Origin of the sequence: Halalkalibacterium halodurans, from assembly GCF_005671335.1 — a bacterium.
Lineage (GTDB): Bacteria > Bacillota > Bacilli > Bacillales > Bacillaceae_D > Halalkalibacterium > Halalkalibacterium halodurans.
Window position 1 is genome coordinate 1,443,531 of sequence record NZ_CP040441.1, and the last position, 12,425, is coordinate 1,455,955.

General features: G+C 44.8%; 13 protein-coding genes. All 13 read left to right on the forward strand.

Annotated elements, in window-relative coordinates; genetic code table 11:
- The first annotated feature begins 74 nt into the window (after nucleotides 1–74).
- Nucleotides 75–749, forward strand: coding sequence for a tetratricopeptide repeat protein (locus tag FED51_RS06975; protein ID WP_053431574.1), 675 nt, complete (start codon nucleotides 75–77; stop codon nucleotides 747–749).
- Nucleotides 746–3,067 (forward strand): SF1B family DNA helicase RecD2, encoded by a 2,322-nt coding sequence (gene recD2, locus FED51_RS06980; protein WP_053431573.1) that lies wholly within the window; start codon nucleotides 746–748, stop codon nucleotides 3,065–3,067. Before FED51_RS06975 ends, recD2 begins: the two co-directional genes overlap by 4 nt.
- A gap of 26 nt (nucleotides 3,068–3,093) precedes the next feature.
- Nucleotides 3,094–3,567 carry a PRC-barrel domain-containing protein gene (locus FED51_RS06985; RefSeq protein ID WP_010897432.1) on the forward strand — a complete coding sequence of 158 codons (474 nt, stop codon included), beginning with the start codon at nucleotides 3,094–3,096 and terminating at the stop codon, nucleotides 3,565–3,567.
- Between the two features lie 14 nt (nucleotides 3,568–3,581).
- Nucleotides 3,582–3,770, forward strand: coding sequence for a hypothetical protein (locus FED51_RS06990; RefSeq protein WP_010897433.1), 189 nt, complete (start codon nucleotides 3,582–3,584; stop codon nucleotides 3,768–3,770).
- A 47-nt stretch (nucleotides 3,771–3,817) separates the two neighbouring features.
- Nucleotides 3,818–3,994, forward strand: coding sequence for a DUF3918 family protein (locus FED51_RS06995; RefSeq protein ID WP_134229292.1), 177 nt, complete (start codon nucleotides 3,818–3,820; stop codon nucleotides 3,992–3,994).
- A 223-nt stretch (nucleotides 3,995–4,217) separates the two neighbouring features.
- Nucleotides 4,218–5,294: an AI-2E family transporter gene (locus FED51_RS07000; RefSeq protein WP_053431572.1), complete on the forward strand. Its 1,077-nt coding sequence runs from the start codon at nucleotides 4,218–4,220 to the stop codon at nucleotides 5,292–5,294.
- Between the two features lie 330 nt (nucleotides 5,295–5,624).
- On the forward strand, nucleotides 5,625–8,264 hold the full coding sequence (gene alaS, locus FED51_RS07005; RefSeq protein ID WP_053431571.1) for an alanine--tRNA ligase: 2,640 nt from the start codon (nucleotides 5,625–5,627) through the stop codon (nucleotides 8,262–8,264).
- Between the two features lie 80 nt (nucleotides 8,265–8,344).
- A complete protein-coding gene (locus FED51_RS07010; protein ID WP_010897436.1) occupies nucleotides 8,345–8,617 on the forward strand; it encodes an IreB family regulatory phosphoprotein in 273 nt (90 codons plus the stop codon).
- Complete coding sequence (gene ruvX, locus FED51_RS07015) at nucleotides 8,614–9,036, forward strand: Holliday junction resolvase RuvX (protein WP_053431570.1); 423 nt, start codon at nucleotides 8,614–8,616, stop codon at nucleotides 9,034–9,036. The genes FED51_RS07010 and ruvX overlap by 4 nt, the downstream gene beginning before the upstream one ends.
- Before the next feature lie 13 nt (nucleotides 9,037–9,049).
- Nucleotides 9,050–9,331 carry a DUF1292 domain-containing protein gene (locus tag FED51_RS07020; RefSeq protein ID WP_053431569.1) on the forward strand — a complete coding sequence of 94 codons (282 nt, stop codon included), beginning with the start codon at nucleotides 9,050–9,052 and terminating at the stop codon, nucleotides 9,329–9,331.
- A 174-nt stretch (nucleotides 9,332–9,505) separates the two neighbouring features.
- Nucleotides 9,506–10,654, forward strand: a complete 1,149-nt coding sequence (gene mltG / locus FED51_RS07025; RefSeq protein ID WP_053431568.1) for an endolytic transglycosylase MltG — start codon at nucleotides 9,506–9,508, stop codon at nucleotides 10,652–10,654.
- A gap of 101 nt (nucleotides 10,655–10,755) precedes the next feature.
- Entirely contained in the window at nucleotides 10,756–11,499 is a 744-nt protein-coding gene (locus FED51_RS07030; RefSeq protein WP_276399885.1) for an O-methyltransferase, read from the forward strand.
- Nucleotides 11,486–12,415 (forward strand): peptidase U32 family protein, encoded by a 930-nt coding sequence (locus FED51_RS07035; protein WP_010897441.1) that lies wholly within the window; start codon nucleotides 11,486–11,488, stop codon nucleotides 12,413–12,415. The genes FED51_RS07030 and FED51_RS07035 overlap by 14 nt, the downstream gene beginning before the upstream one ends.
- The last annotated feature ends 10 nt before the right edge of the window (nucleotides 12,416–12,425 follow it).

The window sequence follows — 12,425 nt, forward strand, 5'->3', positions numbered from 1 at the left end:
CATGGCGTATGTGCTCGGCTTGATTTCCATCTTTTGGAACCGTGAGGGAAAACCATGAGTAAGGGGGAAACGAAATGAACTTTCATGAGCAAGGAGTTCGCTACATGCGAGAAGGGAACTATGAAGAGGCGGCGAAGGCATTTAATGCAGCAATTGAAGCCAATCCGAGTGATCCAATTGGGTTTGTGAACTTTGGGAACCTTCTTGGAATGGTAGGAGAACTGGACAAGGCGCTTATCTTTTTTGATAAAGCCATTGGCCTTCAAGAAGATTGCGCTCCTGCCTACTATGGGGCTGGGACGATTTATTATAAGCAAGAAAAGTTCGAGGATGGGGCAAAAATGTTTAAGCAGGCGATTGCCCACAAATTAAACGAGACTGATGTTTATTTCATGCTCGGTATGTGCTATTACCAATTAGGTGCGCTTCCCCATGCCCAGGCTAATTTCCAGCGCGCACTTGAGCTTGATTCGAATGATGTGGAAGCCCGTTTCCAGATTGGGCTTTGTCTTGCTCAACTGGAACAGGTTGACGAAGCGATTAAACATTTGCAACTTGTCGTAGAACATGTCCCTAATCATGCGGATGCTCACTTTAATCTTGGAGTAGCTTATGCCTACAAAGATCGACTGGAAGAAGCTTTGGCTCATTTTGAACGAGCGATACATATTCAGCCGGAGCATATTCTAGCCCATAACGGTAAAAAAACGGTGGAAGAAGTGTTAAATAAAGGAGCGAACGAAGCATGACGGATGGGCGCTCATTGACCAATGAAAATGAGCACCTCGAGAAAAGCTATCTCAAAGGGGAAGTCGTTCAGATCATCTTTCGGAACGAAGAGAACCAGTACACGGTTGCGCTAGTTCGTGTCCACGAGTCGTCTGATGATGTGAAAGAGAAAACGATGACCGTGGTTGGTTTGCTACCGAAGCTAGAAGTTCATGATACGTTTACCTTTTATGGTTCTTTCAAAGAGCACCCTCGTTTCGGTGAACAGTACGTTGTGGACGACTTGCGCCGCGAAGTACCGAAAACGTCACAAGGGATCATTCGTTATTTGTCGAGCGACAGATTTCCAGGCATCGGAAAAAAGACAGCTCAGCAAATTGTAGATACACTTGGAGAACAAGCGTTGTCACGAATTGTAGAGGATGAATCGGCCCTTGATGCCGTACCAAAGCTTTCAAAAGAGAAAGCGAAACTGCTTCGAGAACAGCTTTTAGAGCAGCAAGGTTTTGAACAAGTTTTGACCACTTTATCCGATTACGGGTTTGGGGTGGAGTTGTCGATGAAAGTATTTAATGTCTACAAGCTTCACGCCCTTGAAATCATTCGCACGAATCCATACCAACTCATCTATGATGTGGAGGGAATAGGATTCCGTCGTGCAGATCGTCTTGGAGCAGCCATTGGCATTAAAGGCAACCATCCCGACCGAATTCAAGCCGGCTGTCACTTCGTTTTACAAGAGTGGTGCTTACAAGAAGGGCACATTTTTTTGACGAAGGAAGCGCTCATTCCTAAGATTATTCAGCTTTTATCATCACCAGCTGAGCCGATTGAGGAGCAGGGTGTATTAGAGCAAATGCAAATGATGGAAGAAGAAGGAGCTCTCATAGTTGAAGAGGAGCGCGTGTATATAAAATCGTTATACTTTGCAGAAAAAGGAATTGTATCAAGCATCGTTTCGCTACTTCATCAGGAAGTACAAGAGGAGTTCCCTGCTTCAGAATTTTTGCAAAAGCTAGGAGAGTTGGAGGAAGAGCTGAAAATTGAATATGCCCCGTCTCAACGGGAGGCGATTGAAACAGCCCTTTCTTCACCGTTTATGATTTTAACCGGAGGGCCTGGGACGGGGAAAACGACGGTCATAAAAGGGATTGTGGAGCTGTATGCCCGCCTTCACGGACTTTCGCTTAATGTCGCTGATTATCCGAAAGGGACTTCCTTCCCAATATTACTCGTGGCCCCGACTGGCCGGGCAGCCAAACGGATGAGTGAAGCGACAGAACTGCCAGCCACGACAATCCACCGTTTATTAGGATGGAAAGGTGCCAATAGTGGCTTTGACAAAAATGAACACGATCCCCTAGAAGGTGAGCTCCTAATTGTGGATGAAGTGTCGATGATGGACGTGTGGATTGCTAACCAGCTGCTAAAATCCGTACCGAAAGGGATGCAAGTCATTTTTGTTGGCGACCAAGATCAGCTTCCATCTGTTGGTCCAGGCCAGGTGATGAGAGATTTGCTTACCTCGGGTGTCGTTCCTACGGTGGAGTTAACGGATATCTATAGGCAAGCGGAAGGGTCCTCAATCATTGATCTAGCGCATGCCATAAAATCAGGTTCATTACCAAATAACATTGTAGAGCCAATGAAGGACAGGCGCTTTTTTCCGTGCAGACCGGAACAAGTAAAGGAAGTGATTGGGCAAATTTGTCGTGGGGCAAAAAGCAAAGGCTATACTGCTAAAGACATCCAAGTGCTCGCGCCAATGTATAAAGGAAATGCTGGAATTAATGAATTGAATGCCATGCTTCAAGAATTGTTCAATCCAGCGAGTGAGCAGCGGAGAGAGTTACGGTTCGGGGATATCATATACCGCACAGGGGATGTTGTCTTACAGCTTGTAAACAATCCTGATGAGAATGTCTATAATGGGGACCGAGGGGAAATTGTGGCCATCTTATTTGCCAAGGAAACGGTGGAAAAACAAGACCAAGTCGTCATTTCTTTCGATGGCGTGGAAGTGATTTATTATCGTAAAGATTTATCACAGATTACTCATGCGTATTGTACATCCATTCATAAAGCACAAGGAAGTGAATTTCCTACGGTCGTCATGCCGATCATCCGCAACTATTCACGGATGCTAAAGCGGAACCTTTTGTACACAGGAATAACGAGAGCGAAGCAATATTTATTAATGTGCGGGGAAGTTTCAGCGATGGAACGAGCGATTCAAGAATTAGATGAAGACGGCCGGAATTCTATGCTGAAGGAGAAGCTTCAGGCAGTACTGGGAAAAGACAACGGACATGACCTAAAGGACGATTGCTTACACTAAAAAATGTTCGGGAAGGTGGCGATACTTTGCGAACATTTGCCTCACTTGAAGGATTGCCAGTCATCGACAGGCAGACAGGCAATGAGCTCGGATCGGTGATGGATGGGATCATCGCTCCAGATCGGATGATGGGTTTTCTCGTCAACAAAAACGGTTGGTTCCATCGCCATCAATGGCTCCCACTTGATCATATTATTAGTCTTGGTACAGACGGAGTAATGATTGAAGCAAAAGGCCTTTCCAAAGAAATTTCGACAAATGGGGGAGCGGCTTATCCGCTCATGCATGGACAGCATAAATTGCAAGGGAAACCTCTCATTACAGAGGAGGGGGAACGGCTCGGCTTAGTGCAAGATGTATATTTTCTGGAAAAAGCGGGCAAGATCGTAGCGTATGAAGTTACCGAAGGTCTGCTTGCTGATATAACAGAAGGGCGAAAAGTCGTGCGCAGCAATGGACCTGTAACGGTAGGCAAAGATGTTTTGATTGTGTCTATGTAGAGGAGGTCCAGTCCATGCAATGCCCCAACTGTCAGTCGAAAGATATTGGAAAGATCGGTACGCACCAATATTATTGCTGGAATTGTTTTGTTGAAATGACGTTAACGAAGGGAAAGCTATCCCTTCATCAGGTGGAAGAAGATGGGACGTTGAGCTCGTTGGATGATCTGTTTGAGGATCACGATTTGCAAATCGGGTCGTAGCAGATGATTGGAAAGTCGCCAAATGAAGACGTGGAGGTGACGTGCTAATGCGTACAGCAGCTTGGACATCACTTGTTGCTCTTGGAGTAGGAGCAGCTGCGTATTCGATGAGCGACCGTAGAACTAAAAGACGAATTCAGCGATATATCCAACCTATTACCCAAATGAACATGGGAAGTGGTTGGAGATCGATTCGTCGCCAGATTTCAAGAACTTGGTCTTAGTGTTGTGTTAAGGACTGAGCCGTATTTTTGGTTCAGTCTTTTTTTGCTTTAAAAGGACTGAACCTTTTATCAGGAGTGTAAGAAAGCAGCCGAAAAACTATTTAACGTTAAAAAGATACGTTTTGCAAAAATGAGATCTGACCAAGGGAATTTGCGTAAATTTAAATGATTCGATGCACACTAACAAATAAATCGATGACGGGGTTTATGCGAGAGGTGTGGCATGGAACGAGATCAACACATTCGAATCATTTACAAATTAATAATCGTTCTCCTGGTTCTTCTCATCATTTACGTTGTCGTGCAACTAGCCGATCTCTGGGTACCGTTTGTATACGTACTGAAACGGCTCTTAATCCCCCTTGGTCTCGCTGCAATCATTACCTATTTATTTCACCCGCTAATTGAAGCCATGCATCGCCGCGGAATGGGTAGAGGCTTAGCCGTATTACTCGTGTTCGGTGCAATGATTGCCTTGCTTGTTTGTTTTGCTGTCGTTGGCGCCCCATACGTACTTCAGCAAATAGAGGAGCTGACGACATCCTTTCCTACGGTCATGAAAGATGTGGAGGGAACGGTGTCAAAAATGGAATGGCAAATTCAGCAACTCCCACATCCTTTCCACAATCAGGCGGAAAATTGGCTTAACCACCTTTGGAAAAAAGCAGGTAACCTTTTAGGACAAATGGAGCGGGTGATCGTCGTTTTGATTCAATCGATGGTGTTATTGATTACAGTCCCTTTTCTTGTTCTATATTTTCTAAAGGATTTCGATCTGATTGAACGAGCGGCATGGTATGTGACTCCTCGGAAATGGCGGCCTAGTTTAAAACGGTATGTCCGCGACGTGGATCGCTCATTCGGTCGGTATATTCGCGGGCAATTGCTCGTGGCACTGTCTGTTGCCGTTGTTTCAATGATGGCGCTTTGGCTGATCGGGGTTCCTTATCCGATCCTTCTCGGTGGCTTTATTGGTGCGACAAATATTATTCCTTATTTTGGTGCATTTATCGGGGCTGTCCCCGCCCTCGTATTCGCGTATTTTGAGTCATGGCCTGTCCTTTTAGCAACAGCGATTGCCCTGTTTCTCCTCCAGCAATTAGAAGGGAACGTGTTATCCCCGCTCATTGTTGGTCATTCCCTTCACCTCCATCCGATCACGATTATCTTAGCGTTGCTTGTAGGCGTTGAAGTCGGCGGGGTAATCGGCTTAATTTTAGCGGTTCCGATTCTCGCAGTTTTAAAGGTAACGTTTATTCATTTGCGTCTTCACGTTAGTAAAGTTGACAGGGAGGTGTAACGTTTTTTATAATATAGGTGCAAAATGGAAAACAGGCAATACGTTGATGGAACGAGTACGTTGCAGACCATCCAAAAACGCCTACATAGCTAGTGCGCAATCAGAGAGGTTGTTCCTTGGCTGAAAGAACAACTGGATGAAGGGTAACGGAAGGCTACTCCGAAGTGCAGGAAAACCCTGCCGTTTGCTGCGTTAAGGCTTAAAGTGATGGACCTATGTCCATAATTAGGGTGGTACCGCGTGACTTCAGCTCTCGTCCCTTCATCAGGGAGAGGGCTTTTTCTTATGGAACCAAAGCCCACATATAGGAGATAAAGGAGTGTACCTGAAATGAAATATCTTACGTCAGCACAAGTTCGACAAATGTTTCTCGACTTTTTTAAAGAAAAAGGACATGATGTAGAACCGAGTGCTTCTCTTGTACCCCACGACGACCCATCTTTGCTCTGGATCAATAGTGGGGTGGCCACATTAAAAAAATATTTTGACGGGCGCGTGATTCCTGAAAACCCACGCATTACAAATGCGCAAAAATCGATTCGGACGAACGACATTGAAAACGTAGGAAAAACAGCGAGACACCATACGTTCTTTGAAATGCTCGGAAACTTTTCGATCGGAGATTACTTTAAAGAAGAAGCGATCGAGTGGGCATGGGAATTTCTCACGAGCGAAAAGTGGATCGGTTTCGATAAGGAGAAATTATCGGTAACCGTCCATCCGGAAGATGACGAGGCTTACTCGTATTGGAAAGAAAAAATCGGCATTCCAGAAGAGCGGATCATTCGATTGGAAGGGAACTTCTGGGATATTGGTGAAGGCCCAAGCGGTCCTAATACTGAAATATTTTACGATCGTGGACGGGAATATGGTGATCAGCCGAACGATCCTGAATTGTATCCAGGTGGAGAGAATGATCGTTACCTTGAAGTGTGGAATCTTGTCTTTTCACAGTTCAACCATAATCCAGATGGAAGCTACACCCCATTACCGAAAAAGAACATCGATACAGGAATGGGGCTTGAACGAATGGTATCGGTGATTCAGAATGTGCCAACGAACTTTGAAACCGATTTGTTCATGCCGATCATCCGTGCGACTGAAAAAATTTCTGGAACGGAATACGGAAGCCATCACGAAGCGGACGTCTCGTTTAAGGTCATTGCCGACCATATTCGTACCGTAACTTTTGCCATTGGGGACGGTGCGCTCCCTTCCAACGAAGGGCGTGGGTATGTATTGCGCCGATTGCTACGCCGTGCGGTTCGTTATGCGAAGCAGATCGGGATTGATCGTCCGTTCATGTACGAGCTCGTCCCGGTTGTTGGTGACATCATGGTTGATTTCTATCCAGAAGTGAAAGAGAAAGCGGCTTTTATTCAAAAAGTGGTAAAAACAGAAGAAGAGCGATTCCATGAAACGTTAAATGAAGGGCTGTCTATCCTTGAAAAGGTGATTGATAAGGCCAAAAGCAAAGGGGCGTCGACGATTTCAGGATCTGACGTATTCCGTTTATACGATACGTACGGCTTCCCGGTTGACTTAACGGAAGAGTTTGTAGAAGAGCAAGGTCTACAAGTGGATCTTGATGGATTTGAAGCGGAGATGGAACGTCAGCGGGAGCGAGCCCGTACCGCAAGACAGCAAGCGGGCTCCATGCAAGTTCAAGACGAGGTGCTTGGCCAAATTACGGTAGATAGTACGTTTATTGGTTATAAGCAGCTGTCAACTGAAACGACGATTGAAACGATCGTCCTTGATAAAACAGTGGCAGACTACGTTGGAGCCGGTCAAGAGGCGAAAATGATCTTGAAGGAAACGCCTTTCTATGCAGAAAGCGGTGGACAAGTAGCAGACAAGGGGGTCATTCGTGGAGCGAATGGCTTTGCAGTTGTAAGTGATGTACAAAAAGCACCAAATGGGCAACACTTGCATACAGTTATCGTAAAGGAAGGGACTTTACAAGTAAACGATCAAGTGCAAGCTGTCGTAGAAGAAACGGAACGTAGCGGGATTGTGAAAAACCATACCGCCACGCACTTGCTCCACCGAGCGTTAAAGGATGTTCTTGGTGAGCACGTAAACCAAGCAGGTTCCCTCGTATCAGAGGAACGGCTCCGTTTTGACTTCTCCCACTTTGGACAAGTAACAGACGAAGAAAAAGAGAAAATCGAGCGGATCGTAAACGAGAAAATTTGGCAAGCCATCAAAGTGAACATTTCGACAAAGACCCTTGACGAAGCGAAAGCGATTGGCGCGATGGCCTTGTTCGGCGAAAAATACGGTGACATTGTACGCGTGGTTGAAGTGGGTGACTATAGCATAGAGCTTTGCGGAGGCTGCCACGTTACAAACACGTCAGAGATCGGTTTATTTAAAATCGTCTCTGAATCAGGGATCGGGGCAGGTGTTCGTCGGATCGAGGCGGTGACAGGAAAAGAAGCCTTTTTGTTTATGGCAAAACAGCTTGATTTATTAAAAGAAACAGCCGCAACCGTGAAAGCGAAAAACGTAAAAGATGTCCCTGTCCGTGTAGAAGCATTGCAACAACAAATTCGAGAATTACAACGGGAAAATGAATCACTCAACGCAAAATTGGGTAACATGGAAGCTGGAAGCCTTGTAAACGAAGTCCAGGAAATCGAAGGGGTCCCTGTATTAGCAAAAGCGATTAGCGGTGCGGACATGGATGGCTTGCGGTCGATCGTTGACAAATTAAAGCAAGAGATACCGTCTGTGGTGATCGTTCTGGGAACAGCAAGTGAAGGGAAAGTAAATATTGTGGCAGGGGTCACAAAGGACTTGATCAACAAAGGCTATCATGCAGGAAAGCTCGTAAAAGAAGTGGCGACTCGCTGCGGTGGCGGCGGTGGTGGAAGGCCAGATATGGCGCAAGCAGGAGGGAAGCAACCAGAAAAGTTACAAGATGCCCTCAGCTTTGTTTATGAATATGTGAAATCAATTTCCTAAATGAAGCAATTTATTGTACAATAAAGGAAACGAGGAAGTACGACCTAACGCAGTCGGTTGGTCAGAAAGAGGTGTTTGTGATGAGCTCTATGGACAACACGATGAAGTTTAATGTGAACGAAGAACCGGTCAGTGTCGACGTCCAAGAGGTTTTAATGTCAGTCTATGAGGCTCTTGAAGAAAAGGGGTACAATCCAATTAATCAGATTGTCGGCTACCTGCTTTCGGGAGATCCAGCTTACATCCCGCGCCATAAAGACGCGCGGACGCTCATTCGCAAGCTTGAGCGTGATGAATTAATTGAAGAGCTTGTCAAATCCTATTTATCACAGCACCGAAAGAGCTTAGAATGAGAACGTTAGGACTGGATGTTGGGACGAAGACAATCGGAATTGCTGTTAGCGATGCCCTTGGGTGGACGGCTCAAGGCTTGGAAACATGGAGACGATCTGACGCAACTGAACAGGCAGATTTTGAACATATTGCTTCTTTGGTAAAGGAGCACGAAGTAACAACGATTGTCATCGGATTGCCGAAAAACATGGATGGCTCCATTGGTCCAAGCGGTGAACGAAGCGAGACGTTTGCCGCTGAGCTTAGACGCTATGTACCATGTGAGATTGTTATGTGGGATGAGCGACTTACGACCACGGCAGCTGAAAGGATGCTCATTTCCGCTGATGTGAGCCGGAAAAAGCGTAAAAGCGTCATTGATAAAATGGCAGCCGTAATGATTCTTCAAGGATACTTAGACCGACAACAATTAAAATGAAAAGAGGTGCCGTATGGCTCAAGAAGAAAAAGAACGGATTGTTATCCCTGATGAAAATGGGGATGAACATCTATTTGATGAACTATTCAAATTTACAGTAGACGAAACAGGAAAATCCTATATCCTTCTTACACCAGTTGGTGAAGAGGAGGGAGAAGAGGAAGAAGCAGAAGTCTTTGCCTTCCGTTTTGAGGATCGTGAAGGAGAAGAGAACGACATCGCCTTGTTTCCAATCGAAACGGATGAAGAATGGGACATAGTGGAAGAAATGCTCAACACGTTTAGCGAAGAGTAATATTGATCGAAAGCAGGCCTTCATGGTCTGCTTTTTCCATTTGTACTGTTCATTCTCGAAAACCTAGAGCAATATTTAATCATGAAGTTTTTCTTAAATTTGGACATTCCTCGGAAAAGCTTGTCAAAAAAGGAGGGAAGTATAGTATAATGGATCGGTGGAAGGAGGAGAACCATGTCTGATTCCAACGAAAAGGCTCGAAATTCTGTTTTCGAAGAGCGGCTCGCTCAAGCGAAAATGGCTCGAAAGATCGTGTTTTTTTCTGTTCTAGGATTGGTGCTTATATTATTAATTGTGATAGGTAGTGGGTACCTATATGTGAAAAATGCGTTAAGTCCTATGGATCAAGAAAATAATGAAGAAATTGAAGTTACGATTCCTATCGGATCAACAACCACTCAAATTGGGTCAATTCTTGAAGATTCAGGACTCATTCGAAATTCGACATTTTTCCGCTATTATGTAAGGTATAAAAATGAATCTGGATTTCAAGCAGGGGAATATGTTCTGTCGCCGTCGATGACGATGGATGAAATAATCTATGAATTGAAGGATGGACGTATGCTTGAAGATCCTGCGCTCGTTTTTACAATTCCAGAAGGATTATGGTTAGAACAAGTCGTTAAGCTGATTGCGGAGCATACAGATCATGAAGTGGATGATATTATGGAAACGATCAATGATCGTGACTATTTAAACCAACTGATTGATCAATATACGATTTTAACAGATGACATTCTCGATGAAAGGGTTCGTCATCCGCTGGAAGGGTATCTTTTCCCAGCACGATACGATTTTATAGAGGAAAAGCCTGAGATAGAGACGATTATTGAAGCGATGATTTCACGAATGGAAAATGTACTCATGAAACATTCCGACATGCTAGAGGATAGTGAATATTCGGTGCATGAGATTTTAACTTTGGCCTCGATCATTGAGCGTGAAGCGCAAAAATCAGAGGATCGATACCTTATTTCAGGCGTCCTATATAATCGACTTGAGGAAGACATGATGTTACAAGTAGACCCAACGGTAGCGTATGCTTTAGGTGAACATCGCTACATGACTTCACATGCAGATCTTGAGGTCGATTCCCCTTACAACACATATCGATATAAAGGTATTCCTGTTGGACCAATTGGGAATCCTGGGGAAGACTCGATCGTAGCAGCTCTAGATCCAGAGGACACAAATTATTTATTCTTCTATGCTCGTTATAATGGCGAGGTCATTTACAATGAAACCTATGAGGCTCATAATGAAACTCATCAAAAATACCGCCATGAATGGGTTGAAGCACAGGAAGAGCAAGAGGAATCGTAATGGTGCAGGCATGAGACTTGGAACATGAGGGAAATACTTGACTTGAAAACTCGCCAACTGGCGAGTTTTCTTTGCAGGGATCGTCTAAAAGGACACACGACATGAAGATGAAAACATCCAATACAGCCATCCTGTCACTTGGGGTGTTGGCAAGTACAAGGGAGTGGAACATAATGATAGAAGAACGTCTGAAGCACTATTTAGAAAAACAAATACCTGCACGGGATCAGTATATTGAGCAAATGGAGCGAGAGGCCCACGAGCAGCAAGTGCCGATCATGGATTTACTTGGGATGGAGTCCCTTTTACATCTATTAAAAATGGCCGCACCGGCACGGATTCTTGAAATTGGTACAGCGATCGGTTATTCTGCGATCCGCATGGCGCAAGCTTTGCCAGAAGCAACGATCGTATCCATTGAACGAGATGAACGGCGGTATGAAGAAGCGCATAAGCATGTGAAGGCTTTAGGACTCGAGTCAAGAATCGAATTGTTGTTTGGCGATGCGTTGCAGTTAGGTGAAAAACTTGAATTATATCCCCTTTTTGATGTATTATTTATTGATGCTGCAAAAGGTCAGTACCGCCGCTTTTTTGACATGTACAGTCCTATGGTTCGTCCTGGGGGCCTTATTTTATCAGATAATGTGTTGTTTCGCGGTCTTGTCGCTGAGACAGACATTGAACATAAGCGTCACAAGCAATTAGCAACAAAAATTGATACCTATAACCAATGGCTGTTAGAACATCCTCAATACGACACGAGGATTTTCCCTGTTGGTGATGGGATAGCGATTAGCATAAAGAGAGAAACGAAAGGGGATACGGACGATGAAAAAGCCTGAGCTACTCGTCACACCTACTGATGTGGCTGCAGTTGAGCCGCTCGTGAAGGCGGGAGCAGATGCCATTCTCATTGGAGAGCAACGGTACGGCCTGCGCCTTGCGGGAGAATTTACGAAGCAGGATGTGCAAAAGGCAACCGTCATTGCTCAAGAGTTAGGGGCAAAAGTGTATGTCGCGATGAATGCTATTTTTCATAATGAGAAAGTGGACATGCTTGCTGAGTATGTTCGTTTCTTACGGGATACAGGGATAGATGGGATTGTCTTCGGTGATCCTGCAGTCCTCATGACCGTGCGAGAAGTTGCCCCTAATATGAAGCTCCACTGGAACACGGAAACGACTGCTACGAATTGGTATACGGCTAATTATTGGGGACGTAAGGGGGCCAAACGGGCCGTGCTTGCCCGTGAAATAAGCATGGATGCCATTGTAGAGATTAAAGAGCATGCAGAAGTGGAAATTGAAGTGCAAGTGCATGGTATGACAGCGATGTTCCAATCGAAACGGAAGCTTGTCGGCAACTACATGGAGTTCCAAGGGAAAAACTTAGAAGTGGAAAATCGCGATAAAAAACGTAACATGTTTTTGTACGACCCTGAACGAGAAGCGAAATATCCTATTTTTGAAGACGAAAATGGCACCCATATTATGAGTCCGAACGACATCTGTATTATTGACGAGCTAGAGGATATGATCGATGCTGGGATTGACAGCTTTAAGATTGACGGGATTTTGAAAACGACGGAATATATGGAGAAAGTAACCTCTCTTTATCGACAGGCGATCGATTTATGTGCAGACGATCGGGAGGCATATGAAGAGAAGAAGGAAGATTTTATAGAGGAAATCGAAGCGATCCAACCGGTGAACCGATCGATTGATACAGGTTTCTTCTTTAAAGAAACCGTTTATTAAAGGAGGGAAG

Excerpts from the sequence above, each read along its gene's own strand:
- FED51_RS06975 (WP_053431574.1), top strand. The coding sequence starts at position 75 with ATGAACTTTCATGAGCAAGGAGTTCGCTACATGCGAGAAGGGAACTAT.
- recD2 (WP_053431573.1), top strand. The coding sequence starts at position 746 with ATGACGGATGGGCGCTCATTGACCAATGAAAATGAGCACCTCGAGAAA.
- FED51_RS06990 (WP_010897433.1), top strand. The coding sequence starts at position 3,582 with ATGCAATGCCCCAACTGTCAGTCGAAAGATATTGGAAAGATCGGTACG.
- FED51_RS06995 (WP_134229292.1), top strand. The coding sequence starts at position 3,818 with ATGCGTACAGCAGCTTGGACATCACTTGTTGCTCTTGGAGTAGGAGCA.
- FED51_RS07000 (WP_053431572.1), top strand. The coding sequence starts at position 4,218 with ATGGAACGAGATCAACACATTCGAATCATTTACAAATTAATAATCGTT.
- alaS (WP_053431571.1), top strand. The coding sequence starts at position 5,625 with ATGAAATATCTTACGTCAGCACAAGTTCGACAAATGTTTCTCGACTTT.
- FED51_RS07010 (WP_010897436.1), top strand. The coding sequence starts at position 8,345 with ATGAGCTCTATGGACAACACGATGAAGTTTAATGTGAACGAAGAACCG.
- ruvX (WP_053431570.1), top strand. The coding sequence starts at position 8,614 with ATGAGAACGTTAGGACTGGATGTTGGGACGAAGACAATCGGAATTGCT.
- FED51_RS07020 (WP_053431569.1), top strand. The coding sequence starts at position 9,050 with ATGGCTCAAGAAGAAAAAGAACGGATTGTTATCCCTGATGAAAATGGG.
- mltG (WP_053431568.1), top strand. The coding sequence starts at position 9,506 with ATGTCTGATTCCAACGAAAAGGCTCGAAATTCTGTTTTCGAAGAGCGG.
- FED51_RS07030 (WP_276399885.1), top strand. The coding sequence starts at position 10,756 with ATGAAGATGAAAACATCCAATACAGCCATCCTGTCACTTGGGGTGTTG.
- FED51_RS07035 (WP_010897441.1), top strand. The coding sequence starts at position 11,486 with ATGAAAAAGCCTGAGCTACTCGTCACACCTACTGATGTGGCTGCAGTT.